This is a genomic window from Ralstonia sp. SA306, assembly GCF_054792405.1.
Genome location: NZ_CP096452.1, coordinates 1270264 through 1289536, shown reverse-complemented (window position 1 = coordinate 1289536; position 19273 = coordinate 1270264). Strand labels below are relative to the sequence as shown.

Annotated in this window: 14 protein-coding genes; 6 read left to right on the top strand and 8 right to left on the bottom strand. The window is 65.1% G+C overall.

Features of this window, described 5'->3' with window-relative positions; all coding sequences use genetic code 11:
• Positions 1–32 precede the first annotated feature (32 nt).
• Positions 33–1529 carry a D-aminoacylase gene (locus M1D44_RS22310; protein ID WP_316852463.1) on the bottom strand — a complete coding sequence of 499 codons (1497 nt, stop codon included), beginning with the start codon at positions 1527–1529 and terminating at the stop codon, positions 33–35.
• Positions 1530–1542: 13 nt separating this feature from the next.
• Positions 1543–2412, bottom strand: coding sequence for a MurR/RpiR family transcriptional regulator (locus M1D44_RS22305; RefSeq protein ID WP_024978603.1), 870 nt, complete (start codon positions 2410–2412; stop codon positions 1543–1545).
• 162 nt (positions 2413–2574) lie between these two features.
• On the opposite strand from M1D44_RS22305, the gene M1D44_RS22300 reads away from it, so the two are divergent.
• The gene (locus M1D44_RS22300; RefSeq protein WP_316852462.1) at positions 2575–3852 is read left to right on the top strand and encodes an amino acid deaminase; all 1278 of its coding nucleotides are present in this window, start codon (positions 2575–2577) and stop codon (positions 3850–3852) included.
• A gap of 12 nt (positions 3853–3864) precedes the next feature.
• Positions 3865–4791 carry a sugar kinase gene (locus tag M1D44_RS22295; RefSeq protein WP_316852461.1) on the top strand — a complete coding sequence of 309 codons (927 nt, stop codon included), beginning with the start codon at positions 3865–3867 and terminating at the stop codon, positions 4789–4791.
• 331 nt (positions 4792–5122) lie between these two features.
• On the opposite strand, the gene M1D44_RS22290 is transcribed toward M1D44_RS22295, so the two are convergent.
• From M1D44_RS22290 to M1D44_RS22280, 3 genes are all read right to left on the bottom strand, one after another.
• A complete protein-coding gene (locus tag M1D44_RS22290; protein ID WP_316852460.1) occupies positions 5123–7552 on the bottom strand; it encodes a penicillin acylase family protein in 2430 nt (809 codons plus the stop codon).
• A gap of 268 nt (positions 7553–7820) precedes the next feature.
• Entirely contained in the window at positions 7821–9857 is a 2037-nt protein-coding gene (locus tag M1D44_RS22285) for a hybrid sensor histidine kinase/response regulator (RefSeq protein ID WP_428984634.1), read from the bottom strand.
• Between the two features lie 151 nt (positions 9858–10008).
• Positions 10009–11307, bottom strand: coding sequence for an MFS transporter (locus tag M1D44_RS22280; RefSeq protein WP_316852459.1), 1299 nt, complete (start codon positions 11305–11307; stop codon positions 10009–10011).
• A gap of 152 nt (positions 11308–11459) precedes the next feature.
• Here M1D44_RS22280 and M1D44_RS22275 point away from each other — a divergent pair, with 152 nt between their 5' ends.
• Complete coding sequence (locus M1D44_RS22275) at positions 11460–11819, top strand: DUF3175 domain-containing protein (protein ID WP_316852458.1); 360 nt, start codon at positions 11460–11462, stop codon at positions 11817–11819.
• 18 nt (positions 11820–11837) lie between these two features.
• On the opposite strand, the gene M1D44_RS22270 is transcribed toward M1D44_RS22275, so the two are convergent.
• On the bottom strand, positions 11838–12119 hold the full coding sequence (locus M1D44_RS22270; protein WP_316852457.1) for a hypothetical protein: 282 nt from the start codon (positions 12117–12119) through the stop codon (positions 11838–11840).
• Positions 12120–12474: 355 nt separating this feature from the next.
• Here M1D44_RS22270 and M1D44_RS22265 point away from each other — a divergent pair, with 355 nt between their 5' ends.
• Positions 12475–12723, top strand: a complete 249-nt coding sequence (locus tag M1D44_RS22265) for a dodecin (protein ID WP_024978611.1) — start codon at positions 12475–12477, stop codon at positions 12721–12723.
• Between the two features lie 67 nt (positions 12724–12790).
• Here the strand turns inward: M1D44_RS22265 and acpA are convergent, their stop codons facing one another.
• Entirely contained in the window at positions 12791–14935 is a 2145-nt protein-coding gene (gene acpA / locus M1D44_RS22260) for an acid phosphatase (RefSeq protein WP_024978612.1), read from the bottom strand.
• 274 nt (positions 14936–15209) lie between these two features.
• On the opposite strand from acpA, the gene M1D44_RS22255 reads away from it, so the two are divergent.
• Both M1D44_RS22255 and M1D44_RS22250 read left to right on the top strand, forming a co-directional pair.
• Positions 15210–16601 carry a cytochrome-c peroxidase gene (locus tag M1D44_RS22255; protein WP_316852456.1) on the top strand — a complete coding sequence of 464 codons (1392 nt, stop codon included), beginning with the start codon at positions 15210–15212 and terminating at the stop codon, positions 16599–16601.
• A gap of 123 nt (positions 16602–16724) precedes the next feature.
• Positions 16725–18305 carry a TerC family protein gene (locus tag M1D44_RS22250; protein ID WP_024978614.1) on the top strand — a complete coding sequence of 527 codons (1581 nt, stop codon included), beginning with the start codon at positions 16725–16727 and terminating at the stop codon, positions 18303–18305.
• Here the strand turns inward: M1D44_RS22250 and M1D44_RS22245 are convergent.
• Positions 18302–19210: a DMT family transporter gene (locus M1D44_RS22245; RefSeq protein ID WP_316852455.1), complete on the bottom strand. Its 909-nt coding sequence runs from the start codon at positions 19208–19210 to the stop codon at positions 18302–18304. The genes M1D44_RS22250 and M1D44_RS22245 overlap by 4 nt on opposite strands.
• Positions 19211–19273 lie beyond the last annotated feature (63 nt).

Below are 19273 nucleotides of genomic sequence, written 5' to 3'. Positions count from 1 at the left end.
CTTCTTTCAAAACTCTCAAACAAACTCGGATTTCAGTGGACTTCGGTGGCCGCAACTGCCTGCGCACGCGGCCCGCGCTTGAGAAAGCGCCCCGCGCCGGGTGTCTGTACCGCGGGCTGCGCGGCACCACCCTGATATGACAGATGGCCGTTGACCCACACTGCCGCAATACCCGCCGCGGGTTGCTGCGGGTCGGTAAAGGTGGCGACATCGCGCACCGTTTCGGGATCGAACAAAACGAGATCCGCCCAATAGCCCTCGCGCACCAGGCCGCGTTCGGTCAGGCCGAAGCGCTCGGCGGACTGGCCTGTCATCTTGCGGATGGCGGCCGACAGCGAGAGCAGCTTGCGCTCGCGGCTGTAGTACCCCAGCACGCGCGGAAAGGCGCCCCATAGGCGCGGATGCGGTTTCGGATCGTTCGGCAGGCCGTCGGAGCCGATCACCGTGGCAGGGTGGGTGATGATGCGGTCCAGATCCTGCGCGGACATGTTGTGGTACACGGCGCCGGCCGGCTGCAGGCGGCGCGCGGCGTCCATCAGGTCGGTGCCCCACGCGGCGGCGATCTCCTTGAGCGTCTGTCCGGCCATGCCGGGCTCGGGCTCCGACCACGTGATGAAGATGTCGAATTCGTCCGTCACCTGCTTGAGGTCGAGCGTGGACGAGCTTGCGGTGTACGGATAGCAGTCGCACCCCACGGGCTGATAGCGCTGCGCACCTTTGATCGATTCCAGCACTTCGCCGGCACGGCCCCAGTTGGCGGCGCCCGCGCACTTCAGGTGCGAGATCACGATGGGCACGCGCGCATGCTTGCCGATGCGATACGCCTCGTCCATCGCATCCAGAATCGCGGCAAATTCGGTACGTAGATGCGTCGTGTAGATGGCGCCGGCCTCGGCCAGCGGCTCCGCCAGACCCATCACTTCCTCGGTGGTCGACGCAAAGGCGTTGGCGTAGGCCAGACCGGTCGACAGGCCCAGCGCGCCGTGGTCGAGCGCCTCGCGCAGTTGTGTGCGCATGCCCTCGACTTCATCAGGAGTGGCGGGGCGGTCGAGGCGGTCCAGGTGGTTGTTGCGCAGCGCCGTGTGGCCGACCAGCGCGGCGACGTTCACCGCCGGCTTGGCGCGCTCCACGGCATCCACGTACGACGCGAAGGTCGGGTACGCAAATGCGCTGGCGGGCCCGAGCAGGTTCATCGGGTCGGGCGGTTCGCCCTTCAGCGTAGCGGGCGACGCGCTGATGCCGCAGTTCCCCACGATGACCGTCGTAATGCCCTGCGACACCTTGCAAAGCATGTCGGGCGTGCGGATCACGTTGGTGTCGTCGTGCGTATGCACGTCGATGAAGCCGGGGGCGAGGACGCGGCCTTCGCCGGCGATTTCCGCATCCCCCAGCCAGGCGGTGGAGTCGGATGTGGCGATGGCGGCGATGCGGCCGTCGGTGATGGCCACGTCGAACAGCGTGGCCTCGGGTTCGTGGCCGCTGCCGTCCACAATGCGGACCTGACGGATGACGGTGTCGTACTGCTGCATGTGCTGCTCCTGCTCAATCTCCGAGCGGCTGGCGATTGCCGCCGCCGCGATGCGCATCGAGCACGTACTTGATGCGCCGTAAGAGCTCCTTGCTGCGATCGGCCTGCTGCAGTGCGACCTCGGTGGCCAGCAGGTCGATCATCATCATCATGGCGTAGCGCGATGACGACGGCTTGAAGATGAAATCGGTTTCCATGGCCTGGATCGGCAGCAAGACATCGGCCAGCGCCGCCAGCGGCGAGCCGATGGCTGTAATGGCGACGATCTTGGCGCCGTACTCGCGCGCGATGGTCACGCTGTCGATCACCTCTGGCACGTGCCCGGTGACGGAAAACACGACCACCACATCGTCCGGGCTGAGCGTGGCTGCGACCATCCGCTGCAGCATCGAATCATGATAGGTGGTGACCGGCCGTCCCAGGCGGGCGAGGCGGTAGCGCATTTCATCGGCCATGGTGGTCGAGCCGCCACCCATGCCGAATACGGCAATCATGCGCGCCGCCACCAGCGCCACCGCCGCGGCGCGGAACGCCTCGGGCTGCACCAGCGCGCGGTTGGCCTCCAGCACATTGCTGATGTCGGCCAGGATGCCGTCGGCGCTGGAGGGCGGGCGGTCTGCGCCGCCATCCAGAAAGCGCTGGCCGACTGCGGCCGCCTGCGCTAGCTTGAGCTTGAGTTCACGCACGTCGCGGCAACCCATCGCCTTGGCAAAGCGGGTGACGCTGGCCTCACTCACGCCGGCGCGTTCGGCCAGCGTCTGAATGCTGCCGGCGGCGGCTTCTGCAATGTCGCTCAAGACCGTCTGCGCGACCTTCTGCTCGGCGGGGCGCAGTTCTGCGGCGCGCTGGGAGAGTCGGGTCACGATGTCCATCGGTTCACGCATGAGGTCGGGCTTAGGGTCTCGCATTCTGGCCCCCGGTAGTCGTCCGGATAGCGGCTTGGAGAGTGCTTTGGTACTTTGTAACAGGCTGGCCGGGAGAATAATTTCGCCGCTATCATTGTGTCAACCCGATGTTTACCCCCAAAGGAACGCGAGTCGATTCCCATGAGTGATACAAAGTACCAAGGAGACGCCAACGCCGTCGTCAACCCGCTCGACAAGGGCTTGGGTGCGTTGGAAACCGCATGCGCGCCGGAGCAGATTGCTGCCCAGCGTTGGAATGTGTTGAACGAAGACCTGAACCTGCCCGCGGCGGTGCTCTCGCAATCGCGTGTGGAGCACAACCTGGCCTGGATGCAGCGCTTCGTGAGCGAATACGGTGCCAAGCTCGCGCCGCACGGCAAGACCACGATGGCCCCGCGCCTGTTCCAGCGCCAGCTGGCCGGCGGTGCATGGGGCATTACGCTGGCAACGGCGCACCAGACGCGCGTTGCTTATGCCCACGGCGTGCGCCGCGTCCTGATGGCCAACCAGTTGGTCGGCAAGCGCAACATGGACATCCTGGCTGAGCTGTTGGCCGACCCGACGTTCGAGTTCTTCTGCCTGGTGGATGCGGCGGATCAGGTCGACCAGCTTGCCGCCTTTTTCGGCAAGGTCGGCCGTCCGATCCAGGTTCTGATCGAGCTGGGCGTGCAGGGCGGCCGCACCGGCGTGCGTGATGACGCGCAACTGCAATCGGTGCTCGACGCGCTTACGCGTGCTAACAGCGCCGTCAAGCTCGCTGGCGTTGAAGTCTATGAGGGCGTGATCAAGGAAGAGGCCGATATCCGTGCCTTCCTGCAGCGCGCCGTGAAGGTGATGGGGGATCTGGCGCAGGCGGGTCGCCTGCAACGCACGCCGGCCGTGCTGACCGGCGCCGGGTCGGCCTGGTACGACGTGGTGGCCGAAGAGTTCGCCAAGGCCAATATCGGCCAGCCGCTGGATGTCGTGCTGCGTCCGGGCTGCTACCTGACGCACGACGTGGGCATCTACCGCGCGGCGCAGGCCCGTATCGACGCCAACAATCCGATCGCGCACAAGATGCGTTCGAGCCTGCTGCCGGCGCTCCAGCTTTGGGCCTATGTGCAATCCGTGCCTGAGGCTGAACGCGCCATCATCGCAATGGGCAAACGTGACGCTGCATTCGACGCCGGCCTGCCGCTGCCGGTGCTGCATTTCCGCCCGGGTGACAAGACGCCTTCAGCTACGCCCGCGCACTGGGAAGTTACCGGCATGATGGATCAGCACGCCTACCTGAAGATCGCCCCCGGCGATGACATCAAGGTGGGCGACATGATCGCCTTCGATATCTCGCACCCGTGCCTGACGTTCGACAAGTGGCGCCAGATTTCGGTGGTTGACGATGCGTACAACGTGGTCGACGTTGTGCAGACCTACTTCTGAGCGAGAGCGCCCATGGCAGACATCCTCGCCTACGGCGAAGCGCTGATCGAGTTCAACCAGGCGGATTCCGGCAGCACGTCGTGGAATTTCGGCTTCGGCGGCGATACGTCGAACTTCTGCATTGCGGCGGCACGTCAGGGCGCACGCACCGGCTACATCAGCGCGGTGGGCGCCGATCGATTCGGCCAGGCGCTGCGCGCGCTATGGCAGGACGAGGGCGTGGACCACACCTACGTGCACACCGATACGCAGGCACCCACGGGCCTGTACTTCGTGTCGCACGATGCGCGTGGCCACCACTTCGACTATCTGCGCGCGGGCTCTGCAGCGAGCCGCTTCCAGACGACGCAACTGCCGCTGCAGGCGATTGCGGCAGCCAAGGCGTTTCACCTGTCGGGCATCAGCCTCGCCATCAGCGATACGGCCTGCGACGCGGGTTTGGCGGCGATGGCGCATGCGCGGGCGTCGGGTGTGCTGGTGTCGTTCGACACCAACCTGCGCTTGCGCCTGTGGCCGCTCGCGCGTGCACGCGCCGTGATGCAGGAAGCGATGCGCACGTGCGATCTGTGCCTGCCGAGTTGGGACGATGTGACGGTACAGCTCGACTGCCATGACCGCGATGGCATTGTCGATACGCTGCTCGACTGGGGCGTGAAGCTGGTGGCGCTCAAGATGGGCGCGGAAGGCTGCTACGTGGCCACGCCCGAGTCGCGCACGCTGGTGCCGCGTCACACCGTCAATGCGATTGACGCAACCGGCGCGGGCGATTGCTTTGGCGGGTCGTTCGTGGCGCGGATCGTGGCGGGGGATTCGCCGGTAGAGGCGGCGCGGTATGCGAATGTGGCTGCGGCGATTTCTACGACTGGGTATAGCGCGGTTGCGCCGATTCCTCGGGCGGAGGTGGTGCGGGCGGCGTTGGCCTCGGTTCAGGCTGCTTGAATGGGCGTTGCGGGTGGGCTTTGTGTTTCATCCCCTGCCGGGGCTGACTCACTTTCTTTGTCTTGCCAAAGAAAGTAAGCAAAGAAAGGCGCGCCCGATGCGGCGAAAGATTCCTTGAATTTATGTGACCGTGCGGGGAAGGAGGCAAACTCGCTGCGCTCAGACAAGCCTCCTTCCTTTTTCCGCCCGCTCACAAAAATTCAAGGCGCCGCATAGGGCAGGGTACGGCCAAACCCTCGTGTGCCTGTGTTCGTGCCATGCGAACTTGTTGGGTAAAGAGAAACGCCACCGCATTGTTTGCGGTGGCGTTTCTCTTTTGTGCGTCGTGTGCTTACTTGGCCGGCACCAGATGCACTCGCGACTCGGTCGCCGCCTCCACCGCCTTGCGCGAATACAGCAGCGGGAAGTATTCGCCCTTGAGCCACAGCGGGGCCAGGTCGCGGTAGTGCGGGCTGTCGGGGTCACCGGACTGGCCGGGCAGGTTGACGGCGCGCGAGTTGTCCCAGTTGCCGACGTCCACCACCGTGCGGAACGATGGGCCGTTGGTCTGCAGGAAATCTGTCGCGCGATATGTCGATTGGTTGGGCGTGTAGGGGCTGCCGCCTTCGGGAGTGGGGCCGACGTTGAGCTTGGCGCGCGTGGCTTCGTCGACGATGGCGGCGAACGGATGGGCGTTCAGGTTGTGGTGCAACTGGCCCCAGTTCCACGCTTGAGGGTTCGGGCCCTGGCGCCTGACCATATCGTTCCACGCCAGCTTCAGGCTGGCGAGCAGCACGGCATCGCGCTTGGAGGCGGCTTGCTGCGGGTCTTCGCCAAATTTGCGTTCGCTGCCTTGCGGGTGTTCGAGCGTGTCGAGCATGACGGCGGTATCGGGCGCGGCCATCACCTCGGCGCCCGCCTTGGAGAGCACGGCGTTCTTGAACGCGCGGCCCAGATGGTGCGTGAACCAGACCTCATGCAGCGCGGCCTGCGGCGAATCCGCCAGCATGGTTGCGTTCCAACCCTTGAACAGATTGAGCGCGGCCTGCGTGTCGGCGTCGTTGGACGATAGCGGCGACAGCAGTGCCATCAGCCTGCGCGCCGGGATCGACACCATGTCGTTCTGCAGGCGCATCGAATCTTCGATCGACACCTTGTCCATCTTGGCCAGCACTTCGTCAATGCGTGCGTGGCGTGAGCCGTTGGTCCACTCAAAGCCCAGTTTCCGCTCGCGGTACGGGTAATCCGGCGGCAGGTTCATCTCGTTGGACGAGGTGAAGTAGCCTGACTTCGGGTTGTAGGTGCTGGGCAGTTGATCGCCGCGCCAGAAGCCGGCCCATTCGTAGCGGCCGTCACCGGGTACGGGCAGCAGGCCGTCCCAGTTCGGGCGGATCGGGGCGAGGCCGCCCGGCACCCAGCCGATGTTGCCCTTCGTGTCGGCATAGACCTGGTTTTCGGTGGGGGCGCCCCAGTTCATCATGGATTGCTTGAACTGCGCGAAGGTGCGTGCGCGCATGTAGCCCACCGAGCCGAAATACGGTGACATGCCCGGCGACAGCCATGCCGAGCGCACGGCATACGCGCGGTGCTTCTCGGCATCGATGTAGATGACAGGGCCGTGGCGCGTGAACGTCAAGTCGACGGGGTGGGATTCACCGCCGCGCACCTTCACGGTTTCATGCAGCACGGTGAAGGGCTCCCAGCCGCCGTTGTAGCGGTATTCGCTGTTGTTGGCCGGGTTCAACTCGTAGACGTAAAGGTCTTCCTGGTCGATGTTGAAGATGGTCAGGCCGAACGCGACGTGCCCGTTATGCCCGATCGATACGGCCGGCAGCGATGGTTCTCCGGCGCCGATGATGTCGAGCGTAGGTGTGCTGACGTGGGCGATGTAGCGCAGGCTCGGTGCCGAATACGCGCGGTGCGGGTCGTTGGCCATCACGGCGCGGCCGGTGGTGGATTTGCCCGGCGCGATGACCCAGTTGTTGCTGCCCTCCATGGTCTCTTCAAGGTTGGCGGCGGCGGCCACGCGCGTGCTGTCGACGTCTACGCCCTTGAGCGATTCAGGCGTGAGACGCACGCCCTGCGTGGCGAGCGTGAAGACCTTCAGCAGATCCTTCGGCAGGCACGGGTCCAGGCCTTCGGGCAACTGGGTTTGCCAGGCAGGCTGGAGGCCGAAGCGGATGGTGTCGTCAGCAAGGTTGGCCTTGCACGCCACGTTGGCGCGAGCGACTTCCGATTGCAGATTGCGCGTCAGCCCGTGGCTGCGGATGCGCACCACGTCTTCCGGCGCCCAGTGCGCGGGCGTGTAGTTCAGCTTGCGGAACTCGAGCGGTATCTGCTCCGGATGCTTGGCCAGCCAGTCGACATACGCGTTGATGCCGGCAACGAAGCGCGTGGCAATGCGCTGCGCATCGGGGCTGTAGTGATTCCATTCGACCTGCATTTCACCGCGATAGAGAAACAGCCGCGTCGCGCGATCCTGCTCGACATAGGCCGGCCCGAACACTTCCGAAAGTTGCCCCAGGCCCCGGCGGCGCCACAAGTCGATCTGGAACAGGCGGTCTCGCGCCGCGTTGAAGCCTTGGGCGAAGAAGCCGTCGTCTTCGCTTTTGGCGTAGATATGCGGCACGCCCCAGCGGTCGATCAGGATGTCGGCGGGTTTTGACAGGCCGGCTACGGCGATGGTCTGGGTAGTCGCCTTGGGCGCGTCTTTGGCAACGGCCTGCGCAGAAATGCCGAGCGCAACGGCAGACAACAGCATGGGAAGCGAACGGATAAGCATGGCGATGCAGTCTCCTCTCTGAGCCCGGAATGCCAGCGCAGCCCAGATGGGCAGGGAGGATTCAGGCGTTCTTATGGATACGGCAGACAACCGCGAACGCGGCTGAGGGGAAGGGCAAGCTGGCCGATCGAGTGAGCCGGTGCTGGCAACTGCTAGGGGAGAGATGCCCACCGATCGGCACAGAGTGACGAGTATGCGGATGCGCCGCCACTTGCGCCAATGACTTTTGTTCGGTCAACCATTCCGTCAAGGCATGGTTGCCGATGTGTCACACCAGCGTCTCAGGCCCGGTCTTGCGATGCACATTGGCGGCCAGCACGTGGCCCAGCTCGCCCGGGAAGATCGGCTTCGTGATGACGGATTGGTAACCGGCTTCCTTCGCTGCCTTCAGGCGGATCGGGTCGGCGAAAGCCGTCACGGCAATGGCGGGCAGGTCGGTCAAACCGCGTTCGCGCACGGCCCGCACCAGCTGCATGCCGTCCATGCCGGGCATGGCGAGGTCGCTGACCAGCGCGTCGAACGGGTAGGCGTTGGCGACTGCATGTTCCAGCGCATCGAGCGCGGCGGCTCCGCTGGATACGGTGACAACCTCGGCGCCGTAGCGCTCCAGCATCAGGGCGATCACGCCGAGCGATTCGGGGTTGTCATCCACCGCCAGCACGCGAATGCCATCCAGCGTCGGCATGCCCGTACCTGCGACCAGGCCCGGCGTGCGGTTGGCCTGTTCGCCCGGCTGCGCGGCGTGCAGCGGCAACGACACGGCCATGGTGGTGCCACGGTCCGCGCCGCTGCTTGCCGCGGTGATGCGGCCGTGGTGCAGCTCGACGAGTTGCTTGGCAATCGCCAGCCCCAGGCCGAGCCCGCCGTGGCGGCGCGTGCTGGACAGATCCGCCTGCTGGAAGCGGTCAAAAATATGCGGCAGGAAGGCCGGCTCGATGCCGATGCCGGTGTCGCGTACGGTGGCGACCACGCCTTCGGGCGACGGGTGCACCGAGAGCCGGATGTGCCCGCCCTCGGGCGTGAACTTGACGGCGTTGGCCAGCAGGTTCCAGAACACCTGCTTCAGGCGCCCGGCATCGCCTTGCAGCATGGGCACGGGCAGGAATTCGGTATCGATGGTGATGTTCTTCTGGCGCGCCATGGGCTCGATGGTCTCGCGCGCGCGTTCCAGCACATCGGCCAGGTCCACGGGTCCGATCTCCAGCGGGACCTTGCCCGAGAGGATGGCCGACATGTCGAGCAAGTCGTCGATCAGGTGGACTTGCGTGCGGGCGCTGCGCTCGATGGCTTCAATGCCGCGCTTGAACATCGCTTCATCGTAGGCGCGCATGTTCAGCAATTGCGCCCAGCCCAGCACCGCATTGAGCGGCGTGCGCAGCTCGTGGCTGACCGTCGCCAGGAAATCGTCTTTCAGGCGGCTGGCACGCTCGGCTTCTTCGCGGGCGCGGGATTCGGCTTCGAGCAACTGCGTGCGGCGGGCCTCGGCCTGGCGGCGCTCGCTGATGTCGATCACGGCGTTGGTCAGACCGATGATCTCGCCGGTGTCGTCGCGCAGCGGCATGACCACCACGTCGTAGACCACGCGCTGCGTATGGCGCCGACGGAACGCGAACTCCACGCGCGTAGGCGTGCCGGTTGCGATGACGCGCTGGCCGGCCTCGGTCAGGCGCGATGCGGCGCGGCGGCCGAACACTTCGCGCACCGTCCGCCCCAACAGCTGTTCGGGCTGAAGGCCGAACACGGGGTTGTGCACCCACGTGAAGTGCATCGTGTTGTCGACGTCGTAGAGCGAAATGGGCGAGGCCTGCAGCGCGGCCAGCAGGCGTTGCTGCGACAGGCGCTGCTGGGTTTCAGCCCGTGCGCGGCGTTCGGCCCCGGCGCGGGCGCGGCGCAACTGCTCGCACAAGCCGCAGATAAGCAGTGCGCCCACCCCAAATACCGTCATCTGGATCGGCGTGAGGGGCACAGCGGCGGGCCAGCTTTGCAGCGCGGCCAGTCCCATGAACAGCCCCGCATAGGAGACGATGGCCAGCATGCCCGGCCAGAACCCGCCGTACCACGCCGCAATCGTCACCACCGGAAAAGCGAGGTAGAACGGCAGATGGATGCCCATCGCCGATTCGAGCAGCACCCGTCCGATGGTGCCGACGGCGGCCGCACCCACCGCCACCAGCCATGCCGATGGGCGAATGGCCGGTGTCACGGTAAACCCGCTGGTGCTGAAGGGCCCAGGGTCCGGCAACCGGGCAGGGCCGGCAGCGCGCGTGTCCGACGGGCGGGACGATGGGGGCAGAATGGACGTCACAGTCGGGCGCAATACCGGGCGGAGAACAAAGCAGCCAAAGGTGACTCAGGATACGAATTGGCCACCGCAGATGCCATCGGGGTTTCGCTGACACGCGTGCAAGACAGTGCCCCATTCTTGCCCGGGCCAGTCGCGGCGCGGGCCCGCGGGGTTATCCCCCTGACGAGGGGTGCCCCGCATGCTCGGGGTGCGGATCGCGCATGCGGTTGCGGTGCGTCAGGGCGGGAAACAGCCGCATCCAGACTGCCACCACCAACAGCGTGCCAAGGCCGCCAATCACCACCGAGGCCACTGGCCCCAGCAGCCCGGCCAACATGCCCGATTCGAATTCGCCCAACTGGTTGGACGCGCCCACGAACACTGAATTGACCGCGCTCACGCGCCCGCGCATGGCATCGGGCGTATCGAGCTGCACCAGCGACGTCCGGATCACCACGCTGATCATGTCCGACGCGCCCAGCAGCACCAGCGCCAGCATCGACAGCGGCAGCCAGCGCGACACCCCGAACACCAGCGTCGCCAACCCGAACACCGCCACGGCAGCAAACATCACCCGGCCAACATGCCGATCCAGCGGACGGTGCGCCAGGAAGAGCGCCATGCCCAGCGCTCCCACGGCCGGCGCCGAGCGCAGCAGGCCCAGCCCCCATGCGCCTGTGCCCAGGATGTCGCGCGCGTAGATCGGCAGCAGCGCCGTCGCGCCCCCCAGCAACACGGCAAACAGGTCGAGCGAGATGGCGCCCAGCACCACTGGCCGCCCCTTGATGAATGAGATGCCCGCGAACAGCGATTGGAGGCTCACCGGCGTGCTGACGGGCACCGCGTGCTCCATCCGCACCAGCGCCAGCAACACGTGCGCGAGCAAGAACAGCCCAGCTGCCGTGGCATACACCACTGGCGCGCCGGCCACGTACAGAAAGCCGCCCAGCGCCGGCCCCAGGATGACGCCGGTCTGCCCGGCCGAGCTGGACAGCGCCACCGCGCGCGGCAATGCCTGCAGTGGCACCAGCGTCGGCAATAGGGCTTGCAGCGTCGGCGTCTCGAACGCGCGCATCGCGCCAATCACCACCACGCACAGGAAGATCGGTTGCACACCGGCGTGCCCGTTGGCCGCCAGGACAGCCAGCGAGAGTGCCACCAGGGCTTCGATGGCCTGACAGGCACGCACGACGTACCGCCGGTCGTAGCGGTCCGCAATATGGCCGGAGGCCAGCACCAGCACCACCGACGGTAGGAACTGCGCCAGCCCGACCAGCCCCAGCACATAGGCGCTGCGCGTCAGGTCGTAGATCTGCCAGCCAACGGCCACCCCGAACATCTGATACGCGAAGGTGGTGGACAGCCGGGCGAACCAGAACAGCCTGAAGGCGGGGTAGGCGAACGGCGCATGCGACAGCGTTTGCGCGGATGCGGAAGAGGAGGTGGGGGAAAGACCAGCGTCGCCAGACACGTTGGATGTGCGCCGGAATCCGGCGATCAATGAAGGAGGCGGAAAAGAAGCGTGAAGCGTCCGTCATCGTAACGGAAGTCGCCCCTTTATAGCCGCCCGCGCGGGTACGTGGCTTGCGGAACTGCCGGTACGTCATTACAGGAGATTTCATCATGGCCACGCACCACGCCAGCTCAAAGCCGGCGCCCGCCCAATCATCGAAGGCCAAGCCGAAGCCCCAGCGCTGGTCGCACCAGGTGATGGAGACCAGCGACGCGCTGGACATCGAACCCGACATTTTCAAGTCGCGCAGCCCCGCGCGGATTGCGGCGTCGCTCAAGGCATCGGCCGAGCACAGCCGGCGGCGCAAGGGGACGGCATTCCAGTCGGCCATGTCAATGCTGACGTTCTATATCAATCGGGCGGGGGACAACCTCAGCGTCGGGCGGTGCCGGATTCTGGAGCGTGCCAAGGATGCACTGCGTGCCGAGTTCGGCCGCCCTGCGCACAGCTCGGCCAAGGCCCGGCATTGATGGAAGGTGCGGCGCCGCTCAGATGGTCAGCATGACGCTGAGCAACTGGCGTGCGACCGCCTTGTAGTCGGCCTTGTCACTCTGCGGGGAATATGTGGACAGCGTCTTGCCCCGGTATTTGACCGTGACGATGCCGTTGCGGGTCGAATAGGTGGCTTCGATGCTTCGGCCGCCGCTCTCGAGATTGAAAGGGATGGTCTCAGCGACCAGTCGCGCGGTTTCCTGCGTGGCCGGCGGCGTGGGCGGCACGGCAGACAGCGGCGAGTATGAAGCGGGGGCTTGTTGTTCGGGGTGGCGCATGGCGCCTCCTCTTCGGGGAAAACGGGTATACACCCCAACGCAGGTTCCGTACCAGCTCCGTTTGGCCTGGACATGCCGTGCGGCCGCCCGAAAAGTGGCACCTCAACGCCGGTCAGGCGCTCGACATGCGGGCGGGTTTGACGCCATGCGTCGGTCCGTTGACGAGATTTGTCAATTTTGTAAACGCAATTAACCGCCAGGATTTTTGGGCCCCGTGCAAATCCGGGCTATCAAGGCGCGGAGACAGGTGCCATTCTGGTAAGTGCCATGGCGCGCGCATCGCATGCCAATCGCATGCACCTCGCGCCTTGCAGGCACCCTGCCGACGTTCCAACCATGCCAACAAGGAGGCGATATGGGTTCCCATACCTACAAGATGATCGAGCTGGTCGGTTCTTCACCCGATTCCAGCGATGCAGCCGTCCGCAACGCCATCGCGCGCGCGGGCGAGACCCTCAAGCATCTGGACTGGTTTGAGGTGCTGGAAACACGCGGCCACCTGGTCGACGGCAGAATCGCCCACTGGCAGGTGACGATCAAGGTGGGGATGCGGCTCGAAACGCTGGAGAGCGAAAAGCCCGCCGGCAAGAAGAAGGGCAAATAGCGGTTAAAGAAAAAGGCGGCCAGGATTTCTCCGGGCCGCCTTTTTTCGTGAGGACTGCGCTGCAGTGTTATTGCGCCTGCGTGAAGTCCAGCGCGTTGGTCAGGTCGCCCATCGGCTTGTTGCCGTTGGAGACGAGCGCCTCGTCACGTTGCTTGATACCCGGCAGCGTCGGCAGGTCGAAGCGGTGCGTGATCAGACGCAGGACCGAAGCCGTGTCGTACTGGGTGTGGTCAACGAAGCCCTTCTTGGCAAACGGCGAGACAACGATCGCCGGGATACGCGTGCCCGGGCCCCAGCGGTCAGCCTTCGGCACCGTGGCGTGGTCGTAGAAGCCACCGTTTTCGTCATACGTCACGACGATCACCATGTTCTTCCACTGCGGGCTCTTCTGCAGTTGGGCGATCACGTTGGCGATGTGTGCGTCGCCGTCAGCCACGTTGGCATAGCCCGGGTGCTGGTTCAGGTTGCCTTGCGGCTTGTAGAACGTGACGGCGGGCAGCTTGCCTGCGGCTGCGTCTTGCAGGAAGGCGGCGTCGTAGTCGCGCAGGTGGGCCGCACGCTCAGCAGCGCCGGTGGTCGTGGCTGGGTCGAAGCGGCTGAAGTAGTTGAACGGCTGGTGGTGCGGCTGGAACTGGATCGAGCCGCTGTAGATCACGCTGCGCGTGGTGTTCGGGGCGTCGGCAAGGGCCGCGTTCCAGGCGCCGGCGTACCAGGCCCAGTCCACGCCACGGGCCGTCAGCAGATCACCGATGTTGGTGTTCGACTGCTTCGGCATGGTGGTAGCCTTGGTGGGGTCGGCGTAGGCCGTGTTGCCGCTGGCGACGGCGTTACCCGACGGCTGGTACGGCGGCTGCATCGTGTTGACGGCGTACGAGTTGCCGTTACTGTCGACCGGTGTCAGGTTGCCGTCCTTCGTGCCGCCGGTGTACGACGTCGGGGCACCCGCCATGACCGAGCTGGCGCTCGGGGTGAGCGTGGGTGAGCCGTTTGCATCGGTCGTAACCGAGGCGATGCTGCCCGAAGCCGGCGAGTTTGCGGCGTTCGGATAGATCGGTGCGCACGCGCAGATCAGGTACTGGTGGTTCAGGAACGAACCGCCGAATGCGCCCATGAAGAAGTTATCCGCCAGCGTGTATTGCTTGGCGATGTTCCACATGGTCATCTTGCTGCCGTCGTAGTAGCCCATGGTCAGGCCGCCGGCGTCGGCAAAGGCGGCGAACTTGTCGTTCTTGCCGCCGTTGATCTGCATCTGGTTCTGATAGAAGCGGTGCCAGAGGTCGCGCGTGATGACGTTCTGGCCGACGACCGTGCCCGTGCTGCCGAAGCCCGACGGGCTGTCGATCTGGAACATCTGGTTGGGCATGTTGGCCGTGGAGGCCTGCGTGATCTGCACGCTTTGGCCGGCTGCGGTCACGCCACCCCAGGTGGGCGGCAGCGTCGGCAGCACGGAGCCATCGAAGTCTTTCTGCGCAACGGCGGTGCCCGTCGAGGTCGGGTTCACACCGGGGATGCCATTGGCGCCCGGGAACAGGCCGTACAGGTTATCGAAGCCGCGGTTTTCTGCGTAGATCACCACGATCGTCTTGACGTTGTTGGTCAGCGCCATGCGCTTTGCCACGCCGTCGCGGATGGTCTTGCCGATGTCGCCGCCGTTGGCAACGGCGTCGGCGATCAGGGCGATGGCCTGGTCGATTTCAGCCTGCAGCGCAGCCTTGGTGCCGGCGTCGGTTTCCTTGTTGTGGTCTTCCAGCAGCTTGTCGATCGTCACGCCAAGGCGTGCGGCGAGTGCCGTCTTGGCAGCGTTGATGTCGCCGCCGTTGCTGTCCATCAGCACAGCCAGTTCGGTCGAGATGGCGCTGACAACACCGTTGGCGCCGGCCGGTGCACGGAACACCAGTGGCTGCGTGATGGCCGTGTGCGTGCCCTTGTCCGGATCGTTGCGGAAGGCGTCCGTACCGATTTCCACGGTGATGGCGCCCGAGCCTGCCAGCGTGTAGGCGCCGTTCGCATCGGTATAGGTGCTGGTTTCACCCGAATCGCACTTGCCGTTGTTGTTGGCGTCGATACAGACCTTGGCATGCTCGAAGTAGCTGCCGGTCACCACGCCCGAGGTGGACGCGGAGGCATTGCTGCTCGAATCACTGCCACCACAGGCAGACATGCTGGCCGCAACCAACGCGGTCAGCGGCAAAAGACGAAGCGCTCGGCTCATGATTTCCCTGGATTGTTGTGTGGGGGACGAAAGCGAGCGGGAGTCTGTGCTTCGTGTGTGACAAGTTGATGATGAAAACGCAGGCATGGCACCGATTTCGCTCCAGTTCAGCGTGATGAGCGTCATCAGGATGAGCAGGGGCACCACCGAACGTTTGAAGACATTTGCCACCATGGGACCTCTCCAAGGACTGACGTGACACACATTTGACGACATCAAAGTGTCATGGGAGCCATGCTAAGTTGCAAGGCTCCCAAAATTTCGCCTATCGCCAATGCGCCGCCTTCTGCCTGCTGCAACTGTTCGCGTGATCGCCGTTTCTGCGCTTGCGTTTGTCGGGCTGGCTGCTGGCTTGAGCGGGTGCGGGCGCGGCGAAGTCGCGGTGGCGCATGCAGCAACGGCGCCGGTAGTGGCGGCATCGGCGGCATCAGCACCGGCCGTCAAGGCACCAGCGACGCCCGCTTACGAAAAAGCCTTCTACACAATGATGGCGGCGCGACGCCCATCGGTTCCGGCGATGACGGCATTGGGCAAGGCGCTGTTCTTCGATCCGGCCATGTCTGCCTCGGGCAAACAGGCCTGCGCAAGCTGCCACAGCCCCACGCATGCCTATGGCCCGCCGAACGATCTGTCGGTGCAGCTTGGCGGCACGGGCATGAACAAGACCGGCGTGCGTGCCGCACCATCGCTGCGCTATCTGCAGAATGTGCCGCCGTTCTCCGAACACTTTTACGAGAGCGACGGCAACGACTCTGAAGACCAGGGCCCGACCGGCGGCTACACGTGGGATGGCCGCGTGTCGTCCACGCACGACCAGGCGCGTATTCCGCTGCTGTCGGGGCATGAGATGGCCAACGGCACGCCGGCCGGGGTCGTGGCCAAGCTGCGCAGTGGCCGCCACGCGCAGACATTCCGCCAGGTATTCGGCAACGACATCCTCGACAACGAAGACACTGCCTTCCGCGCAGCACTGATGGTGCTGGAGGTCTTCCAGGAAACGCCGTCCGAGTTCTATCCGTATGACAGCAAATACGACGCGTTTTTGCGCAAGCAGGTGAAGCTGTCGCCGCAGGAAATGCGCGGGCTGCAGGCATTCAACGATCCGGCCAAAGGCAATTGCGCCTCGTGCCACGTGAGCGCCATCAAGCAGGACGGGGCGTTCCCGGCCTTCACCGATTTCGGCCACATTGCCGTGGGCGTTCCTCGCAACCGCACGCTGGCGGCCAATGCTGACCCGAAGTTCTTCGATCTGGGCCTGTGCGGGCCCGATCGGACCGACCTGAAGGACCGCGCCGACTATTGCGGCCGCTTCCGCACGCCCTCGTTGCGCAACGTGGCGCTGCGCAAGACGTTCTTCCACAACGGCGCCATCCATTCGCTGGAAGACGCGGTGCGCTTCTATGCCCAGCGCGATACGCAGCCGCAGAAGTGGTATCCGCGCAAGGCAGACGGCACGGTCGACAAGTTTGATGACCTGCCGCCCCAATACCGCGCCAACGTCAACATGGAGCCGCCGTTCGGCGGCAAGCCCGGCGACAAGCCCGTGCTGTCCGAGGGCGACGTGCGCGACATCGTTGCCTTCCTGAAGACGCTGACCGACGGCTACCGCCCCGTGCGCACAACGCAATCCGGCGCCCAAGGCGGCAGCCGGGTTGCACAGCGCTGAACCGCCGGCTCCAAGCCCCGCGGCCCGTTTGTTGCAACACCCAACGCGGGATTCGCGCAGGGCGGTGCGTGCGCTGCGGTTATCATCGGCGGATCGTCTTTTTGCTGTCTTCCATTTCCCGCTATGACCTGGCTTGCTGACCCGTCCATCTGGATCGGCCTGTTCACCCTGGTGGTGCTCGAGATTGTTCTCGGCATCGACAACCTCGTTTTCATCGCCATCCTGGTCAACAAGCTGCCGCCAGTGCTGCGCGACCGTGCCCGGATGATCGGGCTAGGCCTCGCCCTGCTGATGCGCATGGTGCTGCTGGCCGCTATGTCGTGGCTGATCGGGCTCACCAAGCCGCTGCTCACGCTTGGGCCGGTCGATCTGTCGGGCCGGTCAATCATCCTGCTGCTGGGCGGTTTCTTCCTGCTGTTCAAGGCCACGTCCGAGCTGCATGAGCGTCTGGACGGCGAGCCGCAGGACGAAAGCCATGGCACCGGTCACGGCAAGTTCTGGAATGTGATCGCGCAGGTGGTGATTCTCGATGCGGTGTTCTCCATCGACTCCGTCATCACCGCCGTGGGCATGGTCAACGATTTGCCGGTGATGATGACGGCCGTGGTGATTGCCATGGGCGCCATGCTGTTTGCCTCGCGCCCGCTGACGGAGTTCGTCAACGCGCATCGCACGGTGGTGGTGTTGTGCCTGAGCTTCCTGCTGATGATCGGCTTCTCGCTCGTTGCCGAGGGCCTGGGCTTTCATATTCCGAAGGGCTATCTGTATGCGGCCATCGGCTTCTCCATCCTGATCGAGTTCTTCAACCAGGTGGCCCAGCACAATACCGTGCGCTACGATCGCCGCCGCCCGTTGCGCGAGCGCACCGCCGATGCGGTGCTGAGCCTGCTGGGCGACCGCCGTGGCGCGCCGGCAGAGTCCGAATCGCACGAGGCCGCCTCGCACGACGCTGGCCAGTCCGTGCCCGAGACCGTGTTCCGCCCGGAAGAGCGCAGCATGGTCAGCGGCGTGCTGGACCTGGCCGAGCGCTCGGTGCGCTCGATCATGACGCCGCGCCACGATATTTCGTGGGTGGATCTGGATGCCGACGTGTCCATCACGCGCAAACTGTTGCTGGCTGTGCCGCATAACCAGTTTCCGGTGTGCCGCGGCGGCCTGGATGACCTGGTTGGCGTGGCGCGCGCCAAAGACCTGATGGGCGACCTCGACACGCGAGGTGCCATCGACGTGGAGCGCAGCGTCAAGCCTGCGCTCAAGGTGTCGGACAACGTCGGCATCCTGCGCCTGATGGATAAGCTCAAGCGCGCACGCGGCCGCATGATGTTGGTGACGGATTCGCTGGATGTCGTGCAGGGCGTAGTGACCCCCATCGACGTGCTCGAAGCCATTGCCGGTGAATTCCCCGATGAAGACGAACGCCCGGGCGTGGTGGAAGTCAGCGATGGCTGCTGGGAAGTGGCCGGCGAGGCTGACCTGCGCCGGCTCGAAGATGTGCTGCATGTCGACTGGCTGCTCGACGAAGGCGGCAGCGCCACGAGCCTGGGCGGCTACCTCTTCAATCAATGGGATCGCCTGCCCGAAGTGGGCGATACGCTGGTGCGCCACGACCTGCGTTTCGTGATCCTTGAAGCTGGCAGCCGCCGCATCGTGCGCGTGCGCATCGAGCGCATGGAAGATGTGACGGCACCCGAGGCGGAAGCCTAAGACGTCGTCGATATTGCTGGCCGTGGCGCACGCGCCAAGCCAAGGCTGAGCACCGCTGCCAGCACGCAAGCAATGCCACCGACCTGTCGCGTGCTGACGGCCTCGCCGAGCAGCGTTGCTGCAAATGCCATGGCTGCCACAGGTGCCAGCGCGGTAAACAACGAAGCCTCTGCACCGCTCACGCGCGCGGCCCCGGCATACCAGAGCACAAAACCACCGACGGTCGGCACGATGGCGTAATACGCCACGGCCATCAGCGCGTGCGTTGCCTGCGCCGATGCGTGCAACTGCCACGGCGCTTCCCACAGCGCGGGCAGCAGCGCAGTCAGCAAACCGAATGCACTCATCAATGCCGACAGCGCAAGCGGTGGCACCGGCGTGCGCAGCCGCTTGTTAAGCAGGATGAAAAGCCCCTCGCACACCACTGCGCCCATCACCAGTACATTGCCCAGCAGCGGATGTGTCGCGTCGCCGCGCGGCTGCAGGGCGATGGCCAGCACGCCGGCGGTGGCCAGCGCAATCGCTCCCAGCACCGCGCGCCCGGGCCGTTCGCCCAGCAGCACGATGGCGATCAGCGCCGACATCACCGGCAGCGTGCCGATGATGACCCCCGCATCTGCCGCTGACGTGTGCCGCAGCCCCGAAATGAGCAGCGTCGTATAGCCCACGCTGCCGGCAGCCGCCTGCACGAAAAGCAGGGCCCACTCCCTGCGTGCGAGCACGGGCCAGCGCGTGCGGGTCATGCGCATGATGAGCAGGAATAGCGGTAGCGCCATCGCAAAGCGCAACGCTGTCGCCGTAAATGGCGGCAAGCCCGCCGCGATGATCTTGCTGGCCGCCACGGTGCTGCCCACCAGCACCATCGCCAGGGCAAGGTAGAAACAACCTTCGAGTCGTTTGGACATATCGCATCCTGCGTGTGTGGAAGCCGCAGGATGGGCCCGCGCGATGCGCGCGTCTTGAACGAA

Excerpts from the sequence above, each read along its gene's own strand:
- M1D44_RS22250 (WP_024978614.1), top strand. The coding sequence starts at position 16,725 with ATGACCTGGCTTGCTGACCCGTCCATCTGGATCGGCCTGTTCACCCTG.
- M1D44_RS22275 (WP_316852458.1), top strand. The coding sequence starts at position 11,460 with ATGGCCACGCACCACGCCAGCTCAAAGCCGGCGCCCGCCCAATCATCG.
- M1D44_RS22265 (WP_024978611.1), top strand. The coding sequence starts at position 12,475 with ATGGGTTCCCATACCTACAAGATGATCGAGCTGGTCGGTTCTTCACCC.
- M1D44_RS22295 (WP_316852461.1), top strand. The coding sequence starts at position 3,865 with ATGGCAGACATCCTCGCCTACGGCGAAGCGCTGATCGAGTTCAACCAG.
- M1D44_RS22310 (WP_316852463.1), bottom strand. The coding sequence starts at position 1,529 with ATGCAGCAGTACGACACCGTCATCCGTCAGGTCCGCATTGTGGACGGC.
- acpA (WP_024978612.1), bottom strand. The coding sequence starts at position 14,935 with ATGAGCCGAGCGCTTCGTCTTTTGCCGCTGACCGCGTTGGTTGCGGCC.
- M1D44_RS22245 (WP_316852455.1), bottom strand. The coding sequence starts at position 19,210 with ATGTCCAAACGACTCGAAGGTTGTTTCTACCTTGCCCTGGCGATGGTG.
- M1D44_RS22305 (WP_024978603.1), bottom strand. The coding sequence starts at position 2,412 with ATGCGTGAACCGATGGACATCGTGACCCGACTCTCCCAGCGCGCCGCA.
- M1D44_RS22300 (WP_316852462.1), top strand. The coding sequence starts at position 2,575 with ATGAGTGATACAAAGTACCAAGGAGACGCCAACGCCGTCGTCAACCCG.
- M1D44_RS22290 (WP_316852460.1), bottom strand. The coding sequence starts at position 7,552 with ATGCTTATCCGTTCGCTTCCCATGCTGTTGTCTGCCGTTGCGCTCGGC.
- M1D44_RS22270 (WP_316852457.1), bottom strand. The coding sequence starts at position 12,119 with ATGCGCCACCCCGAACAACAAGCCCCCGCTTCATACTCGCCGCTGTCT.
- M1D44_RS22255 (WP_316852456.1), top strand. The coding sequence starts at position 15,210 with ATGCGCCGCCTTCTGCCTGCTGCAACTGTTCGCGTGATCGCCGTTTCT.